Consider the following 25,773-nt stretch of genomic DNA (forward strand, 5'->3'; position numbering starts at 1 on the left):
TGGCCATATCGATCCCCTTTTGGCCGCTCCTGCCGTTCTCCAAACCCCGGCGTCTGGCAACACTGCATGGCATACCCCTGAGCCTTTGGAGAACAACAACATGCTGACGATCTACTCGGACGATCATCATTTGCACCATGGCCGTTGTGAGCTGATGGACGGGCAACTGATGCCCTGCTTCGAAATGCCCTCGCGCGCCGACCATGTACTGCAACGCGTCAAAGAGCGGGAGCTGGGGCCGGTGCAGGCGCCGCATGATTTCGGCCTGGCGCCGCTGCAACGTATCCACAGCCGCGACTACCTCGACTTCTTCAAAGACGCCTGGCAGCGCTGGACCGAATACGGCCAGGACGGCGACCTGCTGCCCTACACCTGGCCGGCGCGCACGTTGCGCCGCGTGCTGCCCACCAGCCTGCACGGCCAGTTGGGCTATTACAGTTTCGACGGTGGCGCGCCGATCACCGCCGGCACTTGGCAAGCGGCCTACAGCGCAGCGCAAGTGGCCCTCACGGCCCAGGCCGCCATCGCGCAAGGCGCCCACAGTGCCTTCGCCCTGTGCCGCCCACCGGGGCATCACGCCGCCAGCGACTTGATGGGCGGTTATTGCTACCTCAACAACGCGGCCATCGCAGCCCAGGCATTCCTTGACCAGGGCTGTAAAAAGGTCGCGATCCTCGACGTGGACTACCACCACGGCAACGGCACGCAGTCGATTTTTTACGCGCGCAACGACGTGCTGTTCACCTCGATTCACGGCCATCCGGAGGCGGAGTTTCCGTTCTTCCTCGGCTATGACGATGAGCATGGCGAGGGCGAAGGGGTTGGTTTCAACTTCAATTATCCGTTGCCAGCACGCTCCGGCTGGCAGGCCTGGAGCGCCGCGCTGGAACAGGCCTGCGCCGAGATCGAGCGCTACGCCGCCGACATCATCGTGGTGTCCTTGGGCGTGGACACTTTCAAGGACGACCCTATCTCGCAGTTCAAGCTCGACAGCCCGGACTACCTGGCCATGGGCGCACGCATTGCCCGCCTGGGCAAACCCACGCTGTTCGTGATGGAAGGCGGCTACGCGGTGGAAGAAATCGGCATCAATGCCGTCAACGTGCTGGAAGGTTTCGAGGAAGCAGCCCAATGAACATGCTCAAGTCGCTCGCCCTGTGCGCCGTGGTTGTCAGCGGCGCAGCCCAGGCCGAAGAAAAAACCCTGAAGGTCTACAACTGGTTCGACTACATCACGCCCAAGGCGCTGGAAGACTTCAAGGCCCAGCACCCGTCGATCAAGCTGGTGTACGACATTTTCGACACCAACGAAGCGCTGGAAGCCAAGTTGCTCACCGGCAACTCCGGCTATGACGTGGTGGTGCCTTCGAACGTGTTCCTGGCCAAGCAGATCGAGGCCGGCGTGTTCCAGCCGATGGACCGCAGCCAACTGCCCAACTGGAACCACCTTGATCCCAAGCTGATGAAGCTGATCGAAGCCAACGACCCCGGCAACCAGTACGCCGTGCCCTACATGTACGGCACCATCCTGATCGGCTTCAACCCCGCCAAAGTCAAGGCCGCCCTGGGCGACAACGCGCCCGTGGACAGTTGGGACCTGATCTTCAAGGAAGAGAACATCAGCAAGCTCAAGCAATGCGGCGTCGCCCTGCTGGACTCGCCCTCGGAAATCCTGCCCCTGGCCTTGCAGCACCTGGGCCTGGACCCCAACAGCAGCAACCCCAAGGACTACGACAAGGCCGAAGCGCTGTTGATGAAGATCCGCCCGTACGTCACCTACTTTCATTCCTCCAAATACATGGCCGACATCGCCAACGGCGATATCTGCGTGGCGGTGGGCTACTCCGGCAGTTTTTTCCAGGCCGCCAACCGCGCCAAGGAAGCCAAGAATGGCGTGACCGTGGACATGCGCCTGCCCAAGGAAGGCGCGCCGATCTGGTTCGACATGCTCGCCATTCCCAAAGGCGCTAAAAACCCGGGCGATGCCTACACCTTTATCAACTACCTGCTGCAACCCAACGTCATCGCGCCGATCAGCGACTTTGTCGGTTACCCCAACCCCAACAAGGACGCCAGCGGTTTGGTCGACCCGGCCATTCGCAACAACCCCAACCTGTACCCGACCGACGCGGCCATGGCCACGCTCTACACCCTCAAGCCCCTGGACAGCAAAGCCGAACGCGCCAGGACGCGGGCCTGGACCAAGATCAAATCCGGGAAGTAACGCACCGGTTCTCTGATTGGACGTTTTTCTTTAAAACGAGGGCCGCTTGCGCCCTCGCCACCCTTGCAGCACTGAGCAGCTGCGCCTCGACGTATCTACCGCCCTCACCGCCATGGCGCTCGCTACCTTGCCCATTCCTGAAGCCCGTCCGGGCCATCGAATGCAGAGGAGCTGCGCATGCCCAATGACATCGCCAATAACCACCGCCCACCGACGACCTATGAACTGCTCACCCAACTGACCACTGGCCCCACCACCCGTGAAGTGGCCGCCACCACACTGCGCTCGGCACTCAAAGAGCTGTATCCCACGCTGAATATCGACCCCGACCTGGCGGTGGTGGTCAGCCCTCAATGGGAGGTGATCGGCGAGGCTGTCGAACGCGCCCCAGCGCTTGTCGAATCGCTCACGTCGGTGCTCGCGCGTCAGGCGCTGTCCAACGACAGAGTCACCTACATTGACGGCCAACACTTCCTGACGCTGCAGCCCAATGCTGCGGCACCTGTCCACCTGGCCGCGAAAATCGACGCCATCGCACGCCTGATCAACGAGCTGTCCGGCCTGTTGTTCACTGCGTTCCAAGAACAGCAATTGGACTTCTGGAACGCGTCCAACGGCGCCGCCGGCCCTCGTTGGCAGTCCTTCTCCAACGCCCTGCGCAAAGTATGGAACCTCACCGAAGAGCAAGGCTTGGATGAACACGAATGCGCCATGGCGCGCACGGTGTTTCAGGAACCCGACCGGGCCAAGCGTTCACGCAAAGACCCTTACAACAGTCATGCCTACCTGGTTGATGTGGATATCCTGGCAGAGGGTCAATCCACCCACGTGAACTTTCTGGACATCACCGTGTTAGTGGGCCAGTACCAGAAGCGCCAGATGGTCCTCACTTACTCATTGGTCAGTGGGTATGAAACGTTCAAATCATTGGCCGCGTTCGGTGCCTCGTTGCCCGCCAGGCTGAGTGCTCCAGAACGAAACACCACCTTGCAATGGCGCCTGTATGAACCCGACGGCAACTTCTTCGATGCCCTGGCCTGCATCCTGATTTCGCTGCAAATACAGGTGATTGCCAGTTTCGGCGAGACGGATGTGCGGGAACAACCCCGTGCCCCCGGCGTGGTGAGCATCGTGCCCAGCATTGAAGAGATGAGCGATCATCAACTGTCGAGTATCCGCGACATTCACCAACAACTTCCCAACTGGCTGGCGTCGGCATCAGACTCCGATACCGCCGCCCACAGCCGCTACCTGATCGACCTGGCCCACCTGCACACCCACTACCAAGGCGAGACGTTCCAGGACGGCATTCCAGCCATTCGTGACTATGCGCGAACCCAGTTGCAAAGCCGCATCCGTGCTCCGAAAGAGAACGCGCACCTGAACCTGGACAAGATCGAGATCGTCATCGAGAGCCCGGTCCTGTGGGGCACCTTTATCATCCCCGATGCCGTGGACATTACCCGTCGCAGCCTGATCGACCTGGCCCTGGAGAACCTCACCGGCCTGCCCACCGGCAATACCACGGTGCACTACAACGGCAAGGACAACGGCGTACCCGACTGGCTGACCTACGGCTACCTGAAAGACGTAATCGAAGACATCGATATTGGCCAGTACTACCCTGCCCTGGTCAAACAGAAACTCCTCGAGGACCCGCAGCAATCCAGCCGACGACAGCAGCTCTACACCAGCCACTTGCAGGTGCAATTGCCGCTGCTGGCCCTGCAGATGAAGATTCGCCAACAGGGCGGTATCGATGAACGCGGTTACCGCTATGTCGCCGCGGTGATGCGTACCGAGGAACATGAGCGCCAGGTGGACGGGCAGCCCATCGTCATCCGCTGCCTGGCGTTCGTGCCCACCCTGCGCCCTGGGCATGAACAAGACGGGGTCGCCAATATGTTCGTGATCGGCCCACGACAGTCCGACGCTGGCCCCTGCGTGCTCTATCGGCCCCTGCTTGAACCGGCGCTGCTGCAATTTGCGTCGCGGCAAAACCTGCTGTACGCCATCAAACATGAACGATCGTTGCGCGAATCGGTTTTGGCCTGGCTGCCCGAGGCACAACGGTTCAATTACGCCCAATACGTGTTTCCCGACACCTTGCCGTCGCCTTGGACGGTGGTGCGTGCGCTGGTCGAGCCCCTGACCGTGCTGTACATGAGCGGCCCGATCACGCTGACCGATGAAGAAGTGGGCAATGACACACTGGCCACGCTGTTCAAGGCCAATGCCAATGCCCTGGTCGAATTGGCAACCCGCCAATCGGTGTCCAACGTGCAAAAGCGCTGGGCGACCTTTCGACATGCCGGCTGGCAGATATTCAATGCCGCATTGCCGTTCATGGGCCGCACCCTTGGCGTCGCCGCCTGGATCTGGCAAATCATGGACGACCTGCAAGCCGCCGAGGAAGCGGTGAACAAGGACGACTCGCCCGCGTCCTGGACAGCGCTGGTGGACGTATTCCTCAACCTGGGCATGGCGCTGACCCTGCACATCGCTCTGCGCCACCCTAGCGCACTGGAGCATTTCGAGGCGCCCAAGGTCGAGACCGAATCCGAATCAACCGCCCTCCAAACGATAGATAAGCCTGCGGTGCCCGAGGCAACATTCAGCGCAGATCAACAAGCCAATATTCCCGACAGCCAAGTACCCGCCAAGCATCAAGGCCCGGTGCACATCAGCGGGGCCCTGAGTCATAGCCACCTGGGCCTGGCCAGCACACTCGACAGCTTCAGCGTGACCAAACCTGAGGCACTGGGCGAACAGAACAAAACCCCCGGTCGCCACCTGAATCTCTATGCGCTTGCAGACAAGTGGTATGCCCCGGTGGGCAAGCGTTGGTTCGAGGTGATGGTCGACGACAATGACAGCGTCATCGTCATCGACCCGAACACCCCATCGCGCACCGGCCCACCGCTGATCGGCAACCTGGCGGGCCAGTGGTTTGTGGATGTGCGGCTGCGACTGCGCGGTGGGGGCCTTCGAAACCGTCGACGGGCAGTCAAGGTCGATCAGCCTGCGCGCATTTCGGCGCTCAAGACTTCGCTCAACGCTTTCGATGCGGTCGCCGCCAGCAAACAACTGGACGTGCTTGAATCCAAGCCCGCGCTGGACGCCGCTGCCGGCCCTTCCACCGACCAACAGCGAAGTGCGTTCCTCGATAAAGTCGATGGCCGGCTGGTCGAATACGACGAAGCGATCAACCAGTTGAAGTCCTTGAGCATCATCGACGCGGTGCCCACCTACCAGAGCAACATGAGCGGCTACCTGAAGCAACAAGTGCAATTGACTCAGATTGCCTTGGAACAGCAACTGGTGAGCTACAAGGAGGCGCTGCTGTCGTCGTCGCCCGTCCTTGAAGCCGAGGCAGATATTAACTATCAGGACCAGGCACAAAGCGCACAAAACCTGTCCACTCTGAACAGGGGGATCATCGAGCGCCTGGCGTTCATCAACGAGCGTTTCGGCGATCTCAAAGCCCTGGGAGATGAAGGCGCAGCCGTCATTCGTAAAACCATGGAATCATTGCCCTCGTTCACGCTTATCGAACTCAAGGCGCTGGATATCAGCTTGGGCCGCTACCTGTGTATCGACGAAGCGCAAAGCCAGATCCCAGCCACACTGCGCGAGCGAATGGGCCAGGTCGTCGATACCGCCGAACTCAACGTCGAAAGTTTCGTTGAGATCGTGGAGCGCGGTAACGGTACGTCGCTGGATGAACGCATTGACGTCCTGGACAGCCTGGTTGAGCAATTTTCCAGCGCCGATCAGCGCCTGCTGGACCTGCATGCCGATTACCCGCGGTACCTGCTCAAGCCTCGCTTGGAAAGCCTACGCCAGCAGATTGGCGAATTCAGCCAGCGGGCCGTGCGCGACCTGGCTTACCTCCTGCGCCAGAAAAAAGCTCTGGAACCCAAGCCCGGCACCTCAAAGGCCGAGCCCCCGCCACGGCGCAAAGTCATCAAGACACGCCATCACGGCCTGGTGATGGGCGAACCGCGTGAAGCCGACAGCAGCCTGGTGGACATCAAGGCCGGCGTCACCGGCAAAGTGATCGCCACGTTCCATGAAAAGGCGCCCGGCGTGTGGGTCAAACGGCAAAAAACCTCGTCACAGCCACCTGCGCCGGCCTCCGTTGACCTGGACACCAGCATCAACGCGGGCAAACGCTACTGGATGGAGAACAGACTGAAATCCGCAAAAACCAGGGGTTCTCCAGGAAGCCCTGGCACGCACCGCAGGACATTCAAGACATGTTCAATGCCTATGCCAGGAGGCTTGAAAGCGCATCCAACAACATTGAAGAGGCCCTGACTCGCCGCAACCTTACCGAGAGCGATCACACTTCCGCCGCCTCGACCAACCGCAAGCTCAACGAAGCGGCACAACGGTTTTATCGGCTCGGCAAAAAAACCTACCTGGAGATGGTCAAACATCAAGCACCCACTGCCGAGCGCGTGGAGTGGCTGCATAGCCAAGGCTTGATCCGCATCGTCAAGGTCGTGAGCCGCCGCGCACTCAAGGGGCCCAACAAGGGCTATCTGGACGAGTACGAGATTCGCGATAAAGAGAGCGGCAGGGTGTTGTGGTACGCGCACTTTCACTATGGGACGAAGGATGCCGCCCTTGAGGATTTCACCGCAGACCACCTCAAGACTCGCGAACAACAAGGGCTCGGGGGGTCCCATCAACGCACTGGCCCTAATGACTGGGACATCATCGAGATTCACCGCCGCAAGATCGGCAAGCCACTGGCCAAGTCGCTGTTCTTCAACACCTGAACGTCTTTACGGCAACCACGCCTGATGCAAACGTGCCAGCGCTTGTGCGATGTCGGCTTCAGGCACGGCAGCAAACCCCATCACCAGGCCGGCACGCTGGTCCGCAGGTGGGCTGGCGCCTGCCAACCAATAGCTGCTCAGGCCGTTGATTTCGACACCTGCGGCATGGGCCTGGGCGAGCAGTACCTGTTCACGTGCCAGGCTTTCCACGCGCACCGTCATGTGCAGCCCGGCCGCAACACTGGGTAAGGGCCCGACGCCGGGCAAGCCACCGGGCCAACCGGCCAGCAAGGCATTGCGTCGGCTCAATGCGGCGCGGCGCATGCGGCGAATGTGGCGCTGGAAATGCCCCGCCGCCATAAACTCGGCCATCACCGCCTGGGTGCTGACTTCGGAGTGGCGCACGTCCACGGCGCGGCGCCGGGTGAAGGCTTGCACCAGGCCCGGGGGCAACACCAGGTAACCCAGGCGCAACGCCGGGAACGCCACCTTGCCGAAGGTGCCGACGTACAGCACGCGGCCATTGCGATCCAGCGCAGCCAACGGTGACAGCGGCGCGCCGCTGTAGCGGTACTCGCCGTCGTAATCGTCCTCCACGATCCAGCCGCCTGAACGTTCGGCCCAGGCCAGCAATTCCAGGCGCCGTGCCAGGCTCATCACCACCCCCAGCGGGTACTGATGGGAAGGCGTGACATACGCCACACGGCAGTCATTGAGAGTACCGAGCACTTGGCAATCCATGCCCTCGCCGTCGACCGGCACGCCATGGAGTCGCCCGCCGGCCAACGCGAATGCATGGCCGGCCGCGCGGTAACCGGGGTTTTCCACCGCCACGCCGTCCCCAGGCTCTACCAGCAACTGTGCACAAAGGCTGATGGCCTGCTGTGCGCCACTGGTGATCACAATTTGTTCAGCCGTGCATTGCATGCCGCGCGAGCTGCGCAGGTACGCGGCGATCAAACCGCGCAGACGGCCGTCACCTGCCGGATCGCCATAGCACAGCTGTTCCAGGTCGGGTTTGCGCCAGAACGCCCCATTAAGCTTGGCCCAAACCTCAAACGGGAACAGATCAAAGGCCGGTACACCCACGCGAAAGGCCCGAGGCGGCCCCACAGGCGGCTGGGGCAAGTGATGGTCTTTTACCCGCGCCAACCCGGCACTGTGGATAACTTCATCGTCCAAATCTTCGGGTAAATTCGCCCATTTTGTGGATAAGCCTGGGGATAAGCCTGTTGACAACCCTGTGGATACTTTTGTGGATAGTTTTTTGGCCATCGGTAATTGGGCAACGTAGGTGCCATCACCTACCCGGCTCTCGATAAACCCTTCCGCATACAGCTGATCGTAGGCGCGTACCACGCTGTTGCGGGAAATCGACAAGGCCGCCGCCAGATCTCGGGTTGCGGGCAACCGCGTGCCACTGACCAGTCGCCCATCCAGCACCCGCTGGCGCAGGGCCTCATAGAGTTGGCGCGTGAGCCCCTGGCGGCGGTCCAACTCGATACCGGCGGGGTTGAAGGACAACGGCGGCGAAATGGGCGGCATATTGGACCTATGAAAATAGCGCTAGATGGCTCTTACAACGAACCAATAGCCTGCCTAGGATGCAGGCATTCGCCAAGGAAAATTTCCATGTACACACCCCGCGCCTTTGCTCTCGATGACTTGCCCGAAATCCAGCAACTGATCCAGCACACTCGTTTGGCGCAGTTGATCACCCTGGGTGAAAACGGCCTGCAAGCCAGCCATCTGCCCTTGCTGCTCAACCCCGATGAAGGCCCCAACGGCACGCTGTACGGCCACTTGGCCAAGGCCAACCCACAATGGCGCGAGCTGCAAAATGGCAGTGAGGCGCTGGTGATCTTCGCCGGTGCCGACGCCTATATCAGCCCGGCGTTTTACCCCGCCAAGGCCGAGCACGGCAAAGTGGTGCCGACCTGGAACTACATCGCCGTGCACGCCTATGGCACGCCTGAGGTGTTCAGCGACGCCGAGCGCTTGCTCAAGGTGGTCACCGCCCTCACCGACCGCCATGAAAGCGGCCGCGCCCAACCCTGGCGTGTCAGCGACGCACCGGCGGACTACATTGACGGCATGCTCAAGGCCATCGTCGGCTTCGCCCTGCCGATCGAGCGCCTGGTGGGCAAACGCAAACTCAGCCAGAACCGCAGCGCGGCCGACATGGCCGGTGTGCGTGACGGCCTGGCCGCCAGTGCCGATGTACGCGACCAGACCCTGGCCCGCTTTATTCCCCAAGGAGTTTCAGAATGAGCTTGATCGACATTCGCCAGGTTACAGCGGCTGACCACGCCGCCTGGCTGCCGCTGTGGCAGGCGTACTTGAAGTTCTATAACACCGAACTGCCGGACGCCGTCAGCCAGAGCACTTGGCAACGCCTGATAGACCCCAGCGAGCCGACTCATTCGGCACTGGCCTGGCAGGACGGCAAGGCGGTGGGCATGGTCAACTTCATCTACCATCGCTCCAACTGGAGCATCGAGAACTCCTGCTACCTGCAGGACTTGCTGGTAGACCCGGCACAACGAGGCACCGGCGTGGGTCGCCAATTGATTGAATTCGTCTACGCCACCGCCAAGGCCGATGGCTGCTGCAAGGTGCACTGGTTGACCCACGAGACCAACGCCACCGCGATCCAGCTCTACGAGCGCATCGCCGAACGCCCAGGCTTCATTCAATTTCGCAAAGGTCTCTAAGGAGCGCAGCATGACTACTTCCCTCGCCGACTGGAAAGGCGCCCCGGCGCCCACCGCGCACCTGCTTGAAGGGCGTTTTATCCACCTGGAAAAGCTTGACCCGGCGCGCCATGCCGACCAACTGTGGCAAGCCCTTGAAGGTCCAGGAGCCGACCCGAAGCTGTGGGATTATTTGCCCTACGGCCCGTTCACCGAGCGCAGTGCCTTCGATGCCTGGCTGAACAACCACGCCGCCCACAACGACCCGTACTTTTTCAGCGTGATCGACCGCGCCACGGGCCAGGTCCAGGGCATCCTCAGCCTGATGTCCATCGTCCCGGCGCAAGGGCGTATCGAAATCGGCCACGTCACCTTCGGCGCACCGATGCAGCGCTCGCCGAAAAGCACCGAAGCGGTGTACCTGCTGGCCAAGTATGCGTTCGAGCAGGGCTACCGTCGGCTGGAGTGGAAGTGCAACAACGGCAACGCACGTTCCAAGTACGCAGCCGAGCGATTGGGGTTCAGTTTTGAAGGGGTGTTCCGCCAGCACATGGTGGTCAAGGGACAGAACCGCGATACGGCGTGGTATTCGATCCTGGATTCGGAATGGCCGAAGGTCGGTGCCGGGTTTGAGGCGTGGTTGTCGGAGGAGAACCAGAGTGGTTCGGGCCAACTGAAGACACTCACAGAGTGTCGCAATTAACACTCAACTCTGTAGGAGCGAGCTTGCTCGCGAGAAACGTCAACGATAACGCGTGCTGCCTGAATAAACGCGGCGCCTATGAGTTTTTCGCGAGCAAGCTCGCTCCTACAAAAAAGCCTTAACTCACATCTGTAGGAGCGAGCTTGCTCGCTCCTACCTAGGCAAGCCCCCTCCCACAGGTTTGACTAGCGCTGAATCAGTCGGCCAGGCGCTGGGCCAGCACCGCAATATGCTCCGGCCCGATGCCGCAGCAACCGCCCAAATGGCTGGCGCCGCGTGCCTGCCAATCTGCCGCCCAGTGCAAGTAACCCGGCGGGTCGAGGTCGTCGCGCAACGGGTCCAGGCCATCGTTGGCCGTGGCTTCCTTGGGTTGCGGTGGGAAGGCGTTGGCGTAGGCGCCGATCTGAATCGCTACACCCAGTCGTTCGAAGGTTGCACGCGCCGCATCAATGGCCGCGCCGATCACTTCCGGCTGGCTGCAGTTGAACAGCAATACCTGCACGCCCAGTTGCGCCGCCGCCTCGGCTGCGTCCGCCACCGGTTCGCCGGAGCGCAGGCGCGGGACCTCGTCGGTGTCTTCGTCTTTCAAGGTAAACGACAGCCAGAACGGCTTGCCATCTTTAGGCAGACCGGCATGAATCGCCCGTGCTTCAGCGATCGAGCTCTGGGTCTCCGCCAGCCACAGGTCTACATGCGGGGCCAGGCCGTTCACCAACGGGGTGAGCAACTCACTGACGCGCTCGGCCTGGAACAGATCAGGGCGATAAGAGCCAAACAGCGGCGGCAGTGAGCCGGCGACCTGCACGGCTTTACCGGAGGCTTGCACCGCCCGTCGCGCCAACTCACCGGCCAACGCGGCCAGCGCCTGGCCTTCTTGGGCAAACCGCGCTTCGCCAATGTGGAACGGCACCACCGCGTAACTGTTGCTGGTGATCACATTGGCGCCACTGTCGATGTAGGCCGCGTGCACCGCCTCCACCGCTTGTGGCGCCTCGCTCAAGGCCAGTGCCGACCATTCCGGCTGACGGAACGGCGCGCCACGGCGTTGCAGTTCACGGCCCATGCCGCCATCGAGAATTACTGTGCTTACTGCGCCCATATGCTTTTTACTCATATGCTTATGAAAATAACTCACTATGAGAGTCGTTCTTATAACTATTTAATGCGTACCGTTCGGTTAATAACAACCTCTTTTTTATTCAGGTGTTCGATTTTGAAATTCAGACCGCTGTTGGCCCTGGGCCTGACGATGTTGGCTGCTTCAACCCAAGCCTTTGGCGGTGCCACGCTGGATCGTGTCGAGCAGAAAAAAGAACTGGTCGGCGTGCTGATGGAAAGCTACCCGCCGTTTTCATTTCTCAATGACCAGAACCAGCTCGACGGTTTCGACGTGGACGTGGCCAAGGCCGTGGCGCAAAAACTGGGCGTGAAGTTGCGCCTGGAAACCCCGTCCTGGGACGTGATCGCCGCCGGCCGCTGGAGCGGGCGCTACGATATCTGCATCTGCTCCATGACCCCAAGCAAGGCACGCGCCGAGGTGTTCGACTTCCCGGTGGAGTACTACGCTTCGCCGGCCGTGATCGTGGTCAATGCCAAGGACGATCGCATCCACGAAGCCCGGGACCTGAGCGGCAAGAAAGTCGGCCTCACCAGCGCCTCCAGCTACGAAAGCTACCTGAACAAGAACCTGGTGATCGAAGGCGCTGAAGACACGCAATTGCAGTACCCGTTCGAGGAGGTGCAGATCGCCCCGTACGACACCGACAACGTGGCATTCCAGGACCTGGGCCTGGGTGCTGGCGTGCGCCTGGATGCGATCCTCACCAACCTGGTCACCGCGCAGCCGCGCCTGACCCAGGACAAGCGCTTCAAGCTCGCCGGTGCGCCGCTGTACTCGGAGCCCAACTCGGTGGCCATCGAGAAAGGCGACCCGCAGTGGGACAGCAAAGTGCGTGAGGTCTTCGCCCAGCTCAAGCAGGACGGTACCTTGAGCGCGCTGTCGCAAAAATGGATCGGCGCCGATATCAGCCGATGAGTTTTCGCCTACGGCTTTACCTGACCTGGGCGGCACTGTTCGCCCTGTTTGCGAGTTTCTTCCTGAGCTTTGACCTGAAGTTCTCGATCATCCTCGACAAGCTGCCCAACCTGGTCGGCCTGCACCTTGCGCCCAACGGCTTCCTGCAAGGTGCGGCGCTGACACTGTTCTTGTGCCTGTGCGCCATTGTCGCCTCATCGGTGCTGGGCTTTATCACCGCGCTGGGGCGCCTGTCCAAAAGTGCGGTGGCGTTCGGCATCGCCAGTTTCTACGCCTCGTTCTTTCGCGGCACACCGCTGCTGATCCAGATCCTGTTGATCTACCTGGGCCTGCCGCAACTGGGGCTGGTGCCAGGCGCCATCGTCGCCGGGATCATCGCGCTGTCGCTGAACTACGGCGCCTACCTGAGTGAAATTTTCCGCGCCGGCATCCTCGGCGTGCCCCATGGCCAACGCGAGGCTGCGCTGGCCCTAGGCATGCGCGACAGGGCGATCTTCTGGCACGTGACCCTGCCCCAGGCCATGCGCACCATCATCCCGCCGGCCACCAACCAGTTCATCTCGATGCTCAAGGACTCCTCCCTGATCTCGGTGATGGGTGTGTGGGAAGTGATGTTTCTGGCGCAGTCCTATGGCCGCTCAAGCTACCGCTATATCGAGATGCTCACGACGGCGGCGATCATTTATTGGGTGATGTCCCTGGGGCTGGAATTGATCCAGGCGCGCATGGAGCGGCATTTCGGCAAGGGCTACGTGCGGCGCGGTTGAAGGTCAGGGCCTGTCGCGCCGCACCTTGATCACGCCCATCTGCAAACCGAAAGGCCGAAACACAGCATTCAGCGATTTCAGGGTTGGGTTGCCCTCGCCATGTTCGATATGCACCAGAGTGCGCACCGAGATTTTGCACATTCTGGCGAACTGGCTTTGGTGCAGGCCGGTCACTTCGGTGCGCAGGCGGCGCACGGCGGCGCCCAGCTCGAGCGAGCCATCGGCCAAGCCTTGTTCGACGCTGTCGATCAACAACGCACGGGCGTCCATGCTGGTAGTCATCTCAACCCCCACTGCTTGAGGCGCAGGTCCAGTTTGCCCAATGGGATGCTGGGGTGATTCAAGGTCACAGCGGGCACGCCACTGGTCACCAGAAGATCCGGTAATGCACGCAGGTGCTCGGCTGTTTGTCGCAGGCGTTCAAAGCTTTGCTCGGGGTCGACGAGGTCGGCCAGAGCCTCGCATACCGCTCGCCAATTGATATCCCCGGCGATTTCCAAGGGTTTGGGCCATTTGGTGGTTCGAGTGACGGCTTCAGCGTCCATTACCATGGGTGCCAAATCATAAATGGGGGCCAGGCGCAGCGCCTTGGGCTCGCGGATGATCGATGTATTGCGGCCGTGGTTATCGGAATTACCCAGCACTTTATTCAGCAAATCCCGGCGCAGGTACTCTGCGACCAGATCTGCGATTTGGGCCTCTTGGCCCACTGCTCGCCATTGATCGACCAACAGCCTCACCACCTCCAGATGATCCATGTAGCTGCCAGGGGTGGTTACACCGGCCAAGGAATAGATCGACTCGACGGCCAGCCGTTCAACACCGCCCTCACCCAGCCTGCGATCAAAACGATGCATCCACAGGCTGGGTTTTGTCGCCTCTTCCAGCGCCAGCCCTTGGGTGGCGACCGTTTCGATGCCAAGAGACTCAAGCGCCCGGTAATAGTGGTACTCACTTCGCAGGATATCTTGATCAGTCTGCGTAGCCTGGTTGCGCGCGAACTTGATGAACCAGTGCTGAGCGACGTCAGCGTCATTCAGAATCGCATCTGGGTACAACAAGCCATCGGTACCTTGGGTCATCAATAATTTCGGTGCCTCGCCCCCTGCTCCGGTCGCACCGCCGATGGCAGCACCTTGTTCATAGGCATATTCCAGGAAGCGGCTGTCGCGACTGACGACCTCATGTCGTGCAAATCCCATCGGTGTTTCACCGCCCAGGGCTTGGATGGACTCCTTGATCCGCATGTTGCCAATCGGTGCCGGCGTACTGCGCCCCAGCAAGAACAAATCGTCATCGATGGCCTGGGGTTTCTCACGACCAAGACGCTGCATCAAAAAACGCTTGGCCGCGCCGGCTGGCGCGATATCGTGCAAAAAAGCGGGGGCTGACTTGAGCACTGTCACGTCCCAATCCAGCGGGAACCGGGCACTGACAGCGGTGCAGAAAGGTTGCTGGATCTCTTCGAGGTGATCGACCAGATAATCCTGGCGGTAATGAAACCTGCAGGGCCCGACAAAACCCCGTTGCGGTTCAGGAAATTCAAGCCGCATAGCATCATGCCAGTGCCCGGCGGTGAAAATCTGCAGCGTCAAAGAGTAAGCGGTGTCTTTCTGCAATTTAGTGCACCTGCTAAGCAGTGATGAGAGCGACACATGCAATATAGTGCATATCCTACGAATGACGAGCCTTTATATACGCATTAAAATGCAGATATCGAGGGAAAATACCTGAAAATATGCAATTTAATGCAAACGGCTTAACCGTCATCACTGCGCCACATTTCTGCAACGACCTTGCGCTATACCAATCGACTCGCTTGCCATAACAAGGTCGTCCAGCATGCCCCCGTCTCCTCAACGCCTCGCGCTCGCCATCACCCTGTTGGCCAGCGGCGGTTTCATTGAAGCCGCCGCAGCAAAAAACCTGCAGATCGACACACCTACTACCCAGGGGCAAACCCTGGGTGGCAGTGATACGTTGACCACGTCGGCGCCTGGCAGCATTACAACTTCCGGGGTAGCGGTGACGCTCAAGGACGGCACCCGCGGTGAGGGGGTGGTAGTCACCAACGCGGGCAAGCTGGCCTCCACTGGCGGCCGGGGTATCGACAGTTCGGGCAGTGTCAGCGGGGAGCGCAGGTACAGCATTTACAACCTTGCCGGTGGGGTGATTCAAGGCGCCAATGATGCGTTGCGCATCAACAGTAACTTCGCCAGCGGCAGCGTGCTGATCGACAACAGCGGCACCCTTCGCTCGGCCACCGGCCAAGGGCTGGACCTGGATGCGCTGCGCAGCAGTAACGTCACTACCACGATCATCAACCGTGCCGGTGGCTTGATTCGCGGGGAGGCCAGCGACGGCATGAAGACCGGCGCCAACGCCTCTATCACTAACTACGGTGAGATCTCCACCGGCAACACCTTCTCCCGCGATGACAAGTTCGATGGCGTGGACATCGACTCCGCCAGCGGCGTGACGGTCACCAACTACGGTCTGATTTCCGGTGGCCGCCATGGCATCACCACGGACGAGGGCGCCACGCTGACCAACTACGGCACGGTGATCGGTCGCAACGGCTCGGGCTTTGGTTCCGATGGCGACGGCACTGTGATCAACCACGGCACCATCACCGGCGCGTTCTCCGGGCTGCAACCGGATGGCGACGGTGACGGCGTGGACATCGACAAGATCGCCCATATCGAAAACTACGGCGTCATCCAGGGTGTCGGCGCCGGGGGTGTCGACAAGAACGGCTTTGCCAACGGCAGCGAAGGGATCGCCCTGGGCGGTGGCTCTCTCTACAACGCCAAAGGCGCGTTGGTCAGTGGTGCCAACAATGCCATCTTGGTGGACGACGGCAGCGACGGGCCGGGGCTCGCGGCCACCACCCTGGAAAACCACGGCACGATTGAAGGCCTGGATGGCTTTGGCGTGAAGTTCGTCGGCAACTATGCCGATACGGTCATCAACAGCGGCACCATCAGCGGCAGTAATGGCCTGGCCCTGGATTTGGGCGGCGGCGATGACAATCTGATCTTGCGCAACGGTAGCCGCTTTATCGGCGCGGTGGACGGCGGCAGCGGTTACGACCGACTGACCCTGGACGACGTCGCCGGTGGCAGTTTTGGCGACAGCCGCAACCTCGAACGGCTGAACGTCAAGCAAGGCACCTGGACGTTGACCGGCCAAGGTGATTTCAGCGACGGCGGCGAGATTTCCAGCGGTGCCAAGCTGGTCAACCAAGGCGGCATTGTCGGGGACGTGACGGTCGACACAGGCGGTGTGTATGCCGGCGGCGGCTCGGTGGGCAGCCTGGTGGTGAACGGCACCCTGCAGACCAACACCGCGCTGGGCACCGCCAGCATCAACCGCGACTTGCGCATGGGCAGCGGCTCGACCCTGGCCTATGGCGTCAACGCCGACGGCAGCAGCGCGCCGATCAAGGTCGGCGGCACCGCTTACCTCAATGGCGCGACCCTGGCGGTCAACCCCGACGAAGGCACCTACCCCTGGCAAAGCCATTACAGCGTGCTGCAAGCCGGCAGCATCAATGGCACGTTTGGCAAGGTCACCAGCGACTACGCCTTCCTGACCCCAACCCTGGATTACAGCCCCACCCAGGTCGGCCTTACGTACACCCGTAACGACATCGCCTTCAACCAATTCGCCAGCACCGGCAATGGCGCCAACGCCGCCAACAGCCTGGCAGGCCTGGGCACGAACAACCCGCTGTACAACGCCCTGCTCAATACCACCACCGCCACAGCCGGTGCCGCTATCGAGCAACTGGCGGGCAGTAGCACCGCCAACCTCACCAGCGCCACCCTCAATGCCAGTGCGCAAGTGGGCAACAGCATGCTCGCCGCCATGCACCAGGTGGGCGGCGGTGCGGGACTGCTGGTGGGGCTCAATGACAAAGATACGCCGGTACTGGCCGCCACCGGCGTGCCCGCCGAGGTGCGCAACCTCAATGACCCGAACGCCCGTGGCCGACTGTGGCTGCAAGGCATCGGCAGCTACGGCAAGCTCGATGGCGAGCACGGCAGCAACGGCTTGACCCAACGCACCAAAGGCACAGTGCTCGGTGCCGATTGGGCACTGGACGGCGACTGGCGCCTGGGTGTGCTGGGCGGTTACTCCAAGACCGACCTGGACACCACCGGTGTGGACGGCAGCGTCGACAGCTGGCACGCCGGCGTCTATGCCCTGCGCCAGAGCGGCCCATTGGCGTTGCGCCTGGGTGCGGCCTACAGCGGGCACCAGGGCGACAGTAAACGCACGGTGGCCTTCAACGGTTTTAACGACCGCCCCAAAGGCGACTATGACGCCAACAGCCAGCAGGCTTTTGCGGAACTGGGCTACGCCCTGGGCAGCGGTCGCTTGAGCACAGAACCGTTCGCCAACCTCGGCTACCAGCGCTACCAGCGCGACGGCTATAACGAAAAAGGCGGCGCCGCTGCGCTGCACGTCGAGGGCCAGACCCAGGACAACTTCAGCAGCACCTTCGGCCTGCGCCTGGCGCACCTGAGCCAGCTGGACAACGGCGTCAGCCTCACACCTCGTGCCAGCGTTGGCTGGAAGCACACCTATGGCGATGTCGACAGCACCACACGCCAGGCTTTCCTGGCCGGTGGCACCGCCTTCAATGTGCAAGGCAGCGCCCTGGACCGCGACAGCCTGTTGCTCGAAGCAGGCCTGGACGTAGGCTTATCCGCCCGTCATCGCCTGGGCCTGGGCTATACCGGCGAAGTGGGCAGCAACAGCCGCAACCATGCGCTGACCGGCCAATGGCAGATGAGTTTTTAATCGCACCGTACTAGAGACAACTCCCGCACATCAGCGGTCGATAGGCTGACAGTTATCCCCTCGCGCCTCGCCTAAATTCCCGGCCTCATTCATCAGAGGTTGGGAATTCATGCCCTTTACACTTCAAAGAATCGCAATCGTCATCAGCTTGGCAGTGGCCGCCAGTTTTCAGCCAGCCCATGCGCGCGGCGATATTGAATACAAGCCCTACGGCAGCTATCCCTATGACGCCGCCGACTATAGCGGAGTATTTATACCCCAGTTCGAAGCGCCGCCCCTTCCACCGCCCTTCGACGGGTTCCTCACTCAGCAGGCCACTTCGCACAACGGCCTGCAAGTCGCCAAGGTGCTGGAGCCGGCAGTGATTCAACTGGTGGCCTCCGGCGAGTTGGACGCGGAAGACCTCAAGGACCTGCAAAAATCGCTCGAACAATTGAGCAAGCAACCTGGAGGGATCGGCGCGGCCCTTGAGCAACTGGCCGCCAGCCAAAACGCCAACTTGGCCACCGCAACCCAGGCCACCACCCAGCACCTGAGCCGCCAATTGCTGGCCACTCTGCGCACACTGCCTACTGACGACGACGGCCACTTCTGGGTGCAAGGCCTGGGCAACGGCGGCAGCCTAGACGCACAACACGGTAGCGCCGGCTTGAAACACGATACCCAAGGCCTGTTGCTGGGCGCCGACTGGGCGGTCGACCATGCCTGGCGGGTGGGTGTCATGGGCGCCAAGACCTCTAGCCGCTTGGATGCCCCGCGTTATGCCGCCGACCTGGACAGCTGGCACTTGGGCGGCTACGCCGTGCGCCAGGACGGCCCCTTCGCCCTGCGCCTGGGGGCGATCTACAGCAACCATGCCGGGCAGAACAAACGCAGCGTCAGCCTGCTCAATTACCACGACTCGCTCAAAAGCAAATACAACGCCAGCAGCCAGACCCTGTTCTCCGAACTGGGCTATCAATTGGGCAGCGGTGATTCCACTGTCGAACCCTTCGTCGGCCTCGGCTACCAACGCTATCAGCGCGACCGTTTCAAAGAGAGCGGCGGCGTGACCGCATTGAACGTCGGCCCACAAACCCAGCGAAACCTGAACAGCACCTTTGGCCTGCGCCTGGCAACGCTGTATCGCTTCGACAACAACATGAGCCTCACGCCCCACCTCAGCACGAGCTGGAAACACCTCTACGGCGACGTCAACAGCCAGGTCCGCCAAACCTCGCGCTATGCGCCGGGCCTGATCGACGGTTACACCATCACCGGCACCGCCCTGGACCGCGATAGCTTTGACTTGCAAGCGGGCCTGGACCTTGCCTTGTCCACCCAACACAGCGTCGGCCTGACCTATACCAGCCAAGCCGGCAACCATGGCCACGACCAAGGCCTGATGGGCCAGTGGAAAATGAGCTTCTAAGCCCGTGAACGCCTGAATTGCAGGCGAAAAAAAAGGGGAGCACCTGCCCCCCCGAGGATTAAACGTTAGTTTCGAAGGCTGTGATCAGCCTTCGATCTCAATCAGGATTTCGCCAGGGTTCACCCGGTCGCCCTTGGCCACATGTACAGCGCTCACCTTGCCGGCAATCGCTGCCTGCACTTCGGTTTCCATCTTCATGGCTTCGGTAATCAGCACGGCCTGGCCGGCCTTGACCACGTCGCCGACCTTGACCAGCACATCAACGATATTGCCCGGCATCGCCGTGCTGACATGGCCCGGTTCGGTCGCGTGCTTGCGCTTGCTGCCGCCGCTGCTGACAAACTCGTTGAGCGGTTCGAACACCACTTCTTCCGGCATGCCGTCGATGGACAGGTAGAAGTGGCGCTTGCCTTCGGCCTTCACGCCGACACCGGTGATATCCACGCGGTAGCTTTCGCCGTGCACGTCGATAACGAATTCGGTCGGTACGCCTTCGCCGCCAGCACGGGCCACGCCGCCCGCTTCCGGGATCGGCAACAGCACTTCAGGAGCCAAGGTGCCTGCGTCGCGCTCTTCGAGGAACTTGCGCCCGATGTCCGGGAACATGGCGTAGGTCAGCACGTCTTCTTCGGACTTGGCCAGTGCGCCGATTTCGCCGCGCAGCTTGGTCATTTCCGGCTTGAGCAAATCCGCCGGGCGCACGTCGATCACGTCTTCGCTGCCGATGGCCTGGCGGCGCAGTTTTTCGTTCACCGTGCCTGGTGCCTTGCCGTAACCGCCTTGCAGGTAAAGCTTCACTTCGTTGGTGATGGTCTTGTAGCGCTCGCCAGCCAGCACGTTGAAGAACGCCTGGGTGCCAACGATCTGCGAGGTCGGCGTTACCAGTGGCGGGAAGCCGAGGTCTTCACGGACCCGCGGGATCTCGGCCAGCACTTCACTCATGCGGTTCAGAGCGCCTTGCTCTTTGAGCTGGTTGGCCAGGTTGGAGATCATCCCGCCCGGCACCTGGTTGACTTGCACACGGGTGTCGACGGCGGTGAATTCACTTTCGAACTGGTGGTACTTCTTGCGCACGGCGTAGAAGTACAGGCCGATCTCTTGCAGCAGTTCCAGGTCGAGGCCGGTGTCGAACTCGCTGCCTTTAAGGGCCGCGACCATCGACTCGGTGCCCGGATGGCTGGTGCCCCAGGCAAAGCTGGAGATGGCCGTGTCGATATGGTCGGCACCGTTTTCGATGGCCTTGAGTTGGCACATCGCGGCCAGGCCGGCGGTGTCGTGGGAGTGGATAAAGATCGGCAGGTTCTGCTCGGCTTTGAGTGCCTTGACCAGCTCGCCAGTGGCGTAGGGCGTGAGCAGGCCAGCCATGTCCTTGATCGCGATGGAGTCGCAGCCCATGGCTTCCAATTGCTTGGCCTGGGCCACGAACGCCTCAACGGTATGCACCGGGCTGGTGGTGTAGGCGATGGTGCCCTGGGCATGCTTGCCAGCGGCCTTGACCGCTTCAATGGCCACGCGCAGGTTACGCACGTCGTTCATTGCATCGAAAATGCGGAACACGTCGATACCGTTGACCGCCGCCTTGGCCACGAAGGCTTTGACCACGTCGTCGCTGTAATGGCGGTAGCCCAGCAGGTTCTGGCCGCGCAGCAGCATTTGCAGGCGTGTGTTAGGCAGCGCGGCGCGCAGTTGGCGCAGGCGCTCCCACGGGTCTTCCTTGAGAAAGCGCACACAGGCGTCGAAGGTCGCGCCGCCCCAGACTTCCAGGGACCAGTAGCCGACTTTGTCGAGCTTGTCGCAGATCGGCAGCATGTCGTCGGTGCGCATGCGGGTGGCCAGCAACGATTGGTGGGCGTCGCGCAGGATGGTGTCGGTTACGAAGATCTTCTTGCTCATTGTTATATTCCTCACAGGCCTGCGTGGGCGGCGATGGCGGCGGCGATGGCCAGGGCCAGCTCTTCGGGTTTGCGCTTGATCGAGTAGTTGGTCAGCTCAGGGTGGCTTTCCACAAAGCTTGTATTGAACTGGCCGCTACGGAATTCCGGGTTGCGCAGGATTTCCTGGTAGTAGGCGGCGGTGGTCTTCACGCCTTGCAGGCGCATGTCGTCCAGGGCACGCAGGCCGCGGTCCATGGCTTCTTCCCAGGTCAACGCCCACACCACCAGTTTCAGGCACATGGAGTCGTAGAACGGCGGGATGGTGTAACCGGTGTAGATCGCCGTGTCGGTACGCACGCCGGGGCCGCCAGGGGCGTAGTAACGGGTGATCTTGCCGAAGCTTGGCAGGAAGTTGTTCTTCGGGTCTTCGGCGTTGATACGAAACTGCAACGCGAAACCCCGGTGCTGGATGTCTTCCTGCTTGACCGACAACGGCAGGCCGGAGGCGATGCGGATTTGCTCACGAACGATATCGATGCCGGTGATTTCTTCGGTGATGGTGTGTTCCACCTGCACCCGCGTGTTCATCTCCATGAAGTACACCTCGCCCTCGGCGAGCAGGAACTCCACGGTGCCGGCGTTCTCGTAGCCCACAGCCTTGGCCGCGCGCACCGACAGGTCGCCGATGTAGGCGCGCTGTTCCGGGGTGAGTTGCGGGCTGGGGGCGATTTCGATCAGCTTCTGGTTGCGACGCTGGATCGAGCAATCACGCTCGAACAGGTGCACCACGTTGCCAAAGCTGTCACCGAGGATCTGCGCCTCGATGTGCTTGGGATTGACGATGCATTTTTCCAGGAACACTTCCGCCGAACCGAAGGCCTTGGTGGCTTCGGAAATCACGCGGGGGAAGGCTTGCTCGAGTTCTTCGCGACTGTTGCAACGGCGAATGCCACGACCACCGCCACCGGAGGTGGCCTTGAGCATCACCGGGTAACCGATGCGGTCGCCTTCGGTGAGGGCTTCATGGATATCGGCGACGTTGCCTTCGGTACCCGGCGTGACCGGCACACCGGCCTTGATCATGCTGCGGCGCGCTTCGGTCTTGTCGCCCATGCGGCGAATCACTTCTGCCGAAGGGCCGATAAACTTGATGCCGCGCTCGGCACAGATGTCTGCCAACTCAGCATTTTCCGACAGGAAGCCGTAGCCGGGGTGCAGCGCATCGCAGCCGGTTTCCACCGCCAGGTTCACCAGCTTGCGCGGGTTCAGGTAGCCGGCCAGGGGCTCGGCACCGATGCTGTGGGCTTCGTCGGCACGCTTGACGTGCAACGCATGGCGGTCGGCGTCCGAATAAACCGCGACCGAGCGAATGCCCATCTCGGCGCAGGCACGCACGATTCGTACGGCAATTTCACCACGGTTGGCGATCAGGATCTTTTTTATCACTTGGAAATTCCCTTGAGCCGATTTGCGTGCTTCGACCCGTTGCAGCCGGGCCGGCGCGTGACCAAATGTTTCATGACAGTCGCGAGACACACACTATGCGCACAGGAGAATTAACAAAAATCAATAATTATTGGGTTGTGTATAAGTAAAGACTTATAGTTGGCCGGAAGACCGGGGAGCTAAGGGCTTATAAAATGCGTAAGTCATTGATGCGTATGACATTGCGTCAATTGCAGATCTTCAATGAAGTGTGCGATTTGCGTTCCTACAGCCGTGCCGCCGAAGAAATGTCCCTCACCCAACCGGCGGTCAGCCTGCAAATTCGCCAGTTGGAAGAGCTGATCGGCCAGCCGCTGTTCGACTATGTTGGCAAAAAGCTCTACATGACCGAGGCCGCCGAAGCCCTGCAACGGGCCAGCCGCGATATTTTCGGGCGCCTGGAAAACCTCGATATGCAGCTATCGGACATGCAGGGTTCACTGCAAGGCCAACTGAAACTGGCGGTGGAATCCAGCGCCAAGTATTTCGTGCCGCACCTGTTCGCCGCCTTCAAGCGCCAGCATCCGGAAGTGCAATTGCAGCTCACGGTGGTCAACCGTGCCCAGGTAATCCGCAGGCTCTCGGACAACCGCGACGACTTGGTGATCATGTCCATGGTGCCCCAGGACATGGGCCTGGAGTTCCTACCGTTTCTCAACAACCCGATTGTGGCCGTGGCATTGCCGGATCATCCCCTGAGCCTACAAGGGCCGTTGCGCCTGCAGGACCTGGAGCCTTATACCCTGCTCATCCGCGAACCGGGCTCTGGCACGCGGCTGGCCTGCGAAGAGTACTTCAAGGAAAAACGCGTGCACTTCACCCAGACGGTAGAAGTGGCCTCGGCGGAGGCACAGCGTGAGTGTGTGGCGGCAGGGTTGGGCGTGGCCCTGCTGACGCGCCACGCCTTGAACCTGGAGCTGGCCACCGGCGGGCTCAAGGAGCTGCCGGTGGAAGAACTGCCGCTGTACCGCAGTTGGTGCCTGGTGCAGGCCAAGGCTAAACGCCTGTCACCGGTGGCCCATGCGTTCCTGGGCTTTATTCGCAGCGAACGGGTGCAGATCAGCGCGCTGGCTGAGCGTTTCGCTGGGCAGCCACGGGTGCCTGCCAATGCAGTTCCGGGTAGTCACTGATGCTCTGGAGCAACTGGCGCTCCTCGCAACGGTCTTCGATGGCGCGACGGAACGCCATGCGGCGCTGGTCTTCCTGCTGACGACGGGTCTTGACGGTGCTGTTGCTGTCTTCGTAGGGCCGGGTCATTTGGAGTCTCCCAATGCGAGTACGGGGAGTACAGGATGGGCGTGGGGGATGACGGTTTGGCGGCGCGGGGGTTACAGGATGATGAATCTTGCGCATATGGCGCAAACCCATGTGGGAGCTGGCTTGCCTGCGATAGCCATAGGTATCTACACAACTTTGTAGCCTGTAGCAGCCAACGGTAACTACGATGCGAAGCGAGCCGCTCTTGCTCTTGATCTTGATCTGCTTTTGATCTTAGGCGCCCCGTTAAACCACGCTGGCCGTAATTCGCCAGTGATTTGAGGGGTAAACCGGCAGGGATGCCGGTTTAGCCGCCCCGCGCCATGGATGGCGCGTGGCGGCGGCCCCCCAAATCACTGGCGAATTACGGGCACACCGAGCCTAAGCGAGGTGCCGAGTGGTGGGGCAAGAGCCCTTTTGGTTACTTTTGGGGCTCTTTTCCAAAAGTGACCCGCCGTCAGGGCGGAACCCTAAGCGGCCGTTACCGCAGGAATGGATATGCACCCGGTCTAACTGTGTTGACTGTCAGGCCGTCTTCGCAGGCAAGCCAGCTCCCACATTTGGATCCTGGGGCGCCAGGGAGATAGGCGCCGGCCGTCAGGGCGTCACGGGAGCACGCTCCCTCGCCACAGGTCCAGCGTCACACCAAAGATATGTAGATACCTATGCTGCGATAGCGGCCAGCCAGTCGCCACCTTATCAACTGACCCACCGCTATCGCAGGCAAGCCAGCTCCCACATTTTGACCAAGTATGGCCTGGGCTCAGTCGTCGAGGGCTTTGACGGACTTGGGCGACAACCGGAGGCTGCGCAAGCTGCGCTTCACGCTCTTAAGGTGGTTGACCAGGCTCGGGCCACGGGCCATGGCCACGCCCATCGCCAGCACGTCGATCACCACCAGGTGGGCAATGCGTGAGGTCAGCGGCGTGTAGATCTCGGTGTCTTCATGCACGTCGATCGCCAGGTTCACCGTGGACAGCTCCGCCAATGGCGTCTGGCTCGGGCACAGGGTAATCAGCGAAGCGCCGCTCTCACGCACCAGGTTGGCGGTGATCAGCAGGTCTTTGGAACGACCCGATTGGGAAATGCAGATGGCCACGTCAGTGGGCTTCAGGGTCACCGCCGACATGGCCTGCATGTGCGGGTCGCTGTAGGCCGCGGCGGTCAGCAGCAGGCGGAAGAACTTGTGCTGGGCATCCGCCGCTACCGCGCCGGACGCGCCAAAGCCGTAGAACTCGACCCGCTGGGCCTGGGACATCGCGGTCACGGCCTTTTGCAGCTCCACCGGGTCGAGCTTCTCACGCACTTCCATCAGGGTGTGCAAGGTGGTGTCGAAGATTTTCAGGCTGTAGTCGGCGACGGAGTCGTCTTCATGGATCGCAAACTGGCCGAAGCTCGCACCGGCAGCCAGGCTTTGCGCCAGCTTGAGTTTCAGATCCTGAAACCCGGAGCAACCAATGGCGCGGCAGAAGCGCACGATGGTCGGCTCACTGATGCCCACGCTGTGGGCCAGGTCGGCCATGGAACTGTGCATCACGGCCGCAGGGTCAAGCAGCACATGATCGGCAACCTTGAGTTCCGATTTGCGTAACAGGTGGCGCGACTGGGCGATATGTTGCAACAGGTTCAAAGGGCAGGACTCTTGTTATTGGCAGACGCCAGGGATGTAGCAAGCTTGTAGTTATACTACAAGAATTGTCGTTTTGCCCGTCCGATGCATCACTAAATC

The 25,773-nt window shown here is 61.1% G+C and carries 20 protein-coding genes; 12 read left to right on the forward strand and 8 right to left on the reverse strand.

The window, feature by feature from the left end; translation table 11 throughout:
* The first annotated feature begins 100 nt into the window (after positions 1 to 100).
* The 4 genes from PSH76_RS30040 to PSH76_RS30055 all read left to right on the forward strand — a co-directional run bounded on the left by PSH76_RS30040 (position 101) and on the right by PSH76_RS30055 (position 7,010).
* Positions 101 to 1,135: a histone deacetylase family protein gene (locus PSH76_RS30040; protein WP_305493372.1), complete on the forward strand. Its 1,035-nt coding sequence runs from the start codon at positions 101 to 103 to the stop codon at positions 1,133 to 1,135.
* Positions 1,132 to 2,223 carry a polyamine ABC transporter substrate-binding protein gene (locus tag PSH76_RS30045; RefSeq protein ID WP_305493373.1) on the forward strand — a complete coding sequence of 364 codons (1,092 nt, stop codon included), beginning with the start codon at positions 1,132 to 1,134 and terminating at the stop codon, positions 2,221 to 2,223. Before PSH76_RS30040 ends, PSH76_RS30045 begins: the two co-directional genes overlap by 4 nt.
* 177 nt (positions 2,224 to 2,400) lie before the next feature.
* On the forward strand, positions 2,401 to 6,543 hold the full coding sequence (locus PSH76_RS30050) for a dermonecrotic toxin domain-containing protein (protein ID WP_305493374.1): 4,143 nt from the start codon (positions 2,401 to 2,403) through the stop codon (positions 6,541 to 6,543).
* Positions 6,483 to 7,010 (forward strand): hypothetical protein, encoded by a 528-nt coding sequence (locus PSH76_RS30055; RefSeq protein ID WP_305493375.1) that lies wholly within the window; start codon positions 6,483 to 6,485, stop codon positions 7,008 to 7,010. The genes PSH76_RS30050 and PSH76_RS30055 overlap by 61 nt, the downstream gene beginning before the upstream one ends.
* Before the next feature lie 6 nt (positions 7,011 to 7,016).
* Here the strand turns inward: PSH76_RS30055 and PSH76_RS30060 are convergent, their stop codons facing one another.
* The gene (locus PSH76_RS30060; RefSeq protein WP_305493376.1) at positions 7,017 to 8,555 is read right to left on the reverse strand and encodes a PLP-dependent aminotransferase family protein; all 1,539 of its coding nucleotides are present in this window, start codon (positions 8,553 to 8,555) and stop codon (positions 7,017 to 7,019) included.
* A gap of 87 nt (positions 8,556 to 8,642) precedes the next feature.
* Here PSH76_RS30060 and PSH76_RS30065 point away from each other — a divergent pair, with 87 nt between their 5' ends.
* From PSH76_RS30065 to PSH76_RS30075, 3 genes are read left to right on the forward strand one after another with little or no spacing between them, the layout of a single operon-like run.
* A complete protein-coding gene (locus tag PSH76_RS30065) occupies positions 8,643 to 9,281 on the forward strand; it encodes an FMN-binding negative transcriptional regulator (RefSeq protein ID WP_098950008.1) in 639 nt (212 codons plus the stop codon).
* Positions 9,278 to 9,724: a GNAT family N-acetyltransferase gene (locus PSH76_RS30070; protein ID WP_047712112.1), complete on the forward strand. Its 447-nt coding sequence runs from the start codon at positions 9,278 to 9,280 to the stop codon at positions 9,722 to 9,724. The genes PSH76_RS30065 and PSH76_RS30070 overlap by 4 nt, the downstream gene beginning before the upstream one ends.
* A 10-nt stretch (positions 9,725 to 9,734) precedes the next feature.
* On the forward strand, positions 9,735 to 10,406 hold the full coding sequence (locus tag PSH76_RS30075; protein WP_305493377.1) for a GNAT family N-acetyltransferase: 672 nt from the start codon (positions 9,735 to 9,737) through the stop codon (positions 10,404 to 10,406).
* Between the two features lie 196 nt (positions 10,407 to 10,602).
* On the opposite strand, the gene PSH76_RS30080 is transcribed toward PSH76_RS30075, so the two are convergent.
* Positions 10,603 to 11,505, reverse strand: coding sequence for a homocysteine S-methyltransferase family protein (locus PSH76_RS30080; RefSeq protein WP_032894439.1), 903 nt, complete (start codon positions 11,503 to 11,505; stop codon positions 10,603 to 10,605).
* A gap of 114 nt (positions 11,506 to 11,619) precedes the next feature.
* Between PSH76_RS30080 and PSH76_RS30085 the strand changes: the two genes are divergently transcribed.
* Complete coding sequence (locus PSH76_RS30085) at positions 11,620 to 12,441, forward strand: ABC transporter substrate-binding protein (RefSeq protein WP_098950004.1); 822 nt, start codon at positions 11,620 to 11,622, stop codon at positions 12,439 to 12,441.
* Positions 12,438 to 13,208 carry an amino acid ABC transporter permease gene (locus PSH76_RS30090; RefSeq protein ID WP_014720547.1) on the forward strand — a complete coding sequence of 257 codons (771 nt, stop codon included), beginning with the start codon at positions 12,438 to 12,440 and terminating at the stop codon, positions 13,206 to 13,208. Before PSH76_RS30085 ends, PSH76_RS30090 begins: the two co-directional genes overlap by 4 nt.
* A gap of 3 nt (positions 13,209 to 13,211) precedes the next feature.
* Here the strand turns inward: PSH76_RS30090 and PSH76_RS30095 are convergent, their stop codons facing one another.
* Together PSH76_RS30095 and PSH76_RS30100 are read right to left on the reverse strand one after the other, a co-directional pair.
* A complete protein-coding gene (locus PSH76_RS30095) occupies positions 13,212 to 13,490 on the reverse strand; it encodes a helix-turn-helix domain-containing protein (protein WP_305493378.1) in 279 nt (92 codons plus the stop codon).
* Positions 13,487 to 14,827 (reverse strand): type II toxin-antitoxin system HipA family toxin, encoded by a 1,341-nt coding sequence (locus tag PSH76_RS30100; RefSeq protein WP_305494506.1) that lies wholly within the window; start codon positions 14,825 to 14,827, stop codon positions 13,487 to 13,489. Before PSH76_RS30100 ends, PSH76_RS30095 begins: the two co-directional genes overlap by 4 nt.
* A gap of 223 nt (positions 14,828 to 15,050) precedes the next feature.
* Between PSH76_RS30100 and PSH76_RS30105 the strand changes: the two genes are divergently transcribed.
* Positions 15,051 to 18,017, forward strand: coding sequence for an autotransporter domain-containing protein (locus tag PSH76_RS30105; RefSeq protein ID WP_305493379.1), 2,967 nt, complete (start codon positions 15,051 to 15,053; stop codon positions 18,015 to 18,017).
* A gap of 109 nt (positions 18,018 to 18,126) precedes the next feature.
* Complete coding sequence (locus PSH76_RS30110) at positions 18,127 to 19,428, forward strand: autotransporter domain-containing protein (RefSeq protein ID WP_305493380.1); 1,302 nt, start codon at positions 18,127 to 18,129, stop codon at positions 19,426 to 19,428.
* A gap of 84 nt (positions 19,429 to 19,512) precedes the next feature.
* On the opposite strand, the gene oadA is transcribed toward PSH76_RS30110, so the two are convergent.
* Both oadA and PSH76_RS30120 read right to left on the reverse strand, forming a co-directional pair.
* Entirely contained in the window at positions 19,513 to 21,321 is a 1,809-nt protein-coding gene (gene oadA / locus PSH76_RS30115) for a sodium-extruding oxaloacetate decarboxylase subunit alpha (protein WP_003195730.1), read from the reverse strand.
* 11 nt (positions 21,322 to 21,332) lie between these two features.
* A complete protein-coding gene (locus tag PSH76_RS30120; RefSeq protein ID WP_003195732.1) occupies positions 21,333 to 22,748 on the reverse strand; it encodes an acetyl-CoA carboxylase biotin carboxylase subunit in 1,416 nt (471 codons plus the stop codon).
* 194 nt (positions 22,749 to 22,942) lie between these two features.
* Between PSH76_RS30120 and PSH76_RS30125 the strand changes: the two genes are divergently transcribed.
* A complete protein-coding gene (locus PSH76_RS30125; protein WP_098950000.1) occupies positions 22,943 to 23,917 on the forward strand; it encodes a LysR family transcriptional regulator in 975 nt (324 codons plus the stop codon).
* On the opposite strand, the gene PSH76_RS30130 is transcribed toward PSH76_RS30125, so the two are convergent.
* Together PSH76_RS30130 and hexR are read right to left on the reverse strand one after the other, a co-directional pair.
* Positions 23,847 to 24,044 carry a PA3496 family putative envelope integrity protein gene (locus PSH76_RS30130; protein ID WP_073526287.1) on the reverse strand — a complete coding sequence of 66 codons (198 nt, stop codon included), beginning with the start codon at positions 24,042 to 24,044 and terminating at the stop codon, positions 23,847 to 23,849. The genes PSH76_RS30125 and PSH76_RS30130 overlap by 71 nt on opposite strands.
* A gap of 763 nt (positions 24,045 to 24,807) precedes the next feature.
* Positions 24,808 to 25,674 (reverse strand): transcriptional regulator HexR, encoded by an 867-nt coding sequence (hexR, locus tag PSH76_RS30135; protein ID WP_003177007.1) that lies wholly within the window; start codon positions 25,672 to 25,674, stop codon positions 24,808 to 24,810.
* Between the last annotated feature and the right edge of the window lie 99 nt (positions 25,675 to 25,773).

The sequence above is a fragment of the Pseudomonas sp. FP215 genome (genome assembly GCF_030687795.1).
GTDB classification, from domain to species: domain Bacteria; phylum Pseudomonadota; class Gammaproteobacteria; order Pseudomonadales; family Pseudomonadaceae; genus Aquipseudomonas; species Aquipseudomonas salmasensis.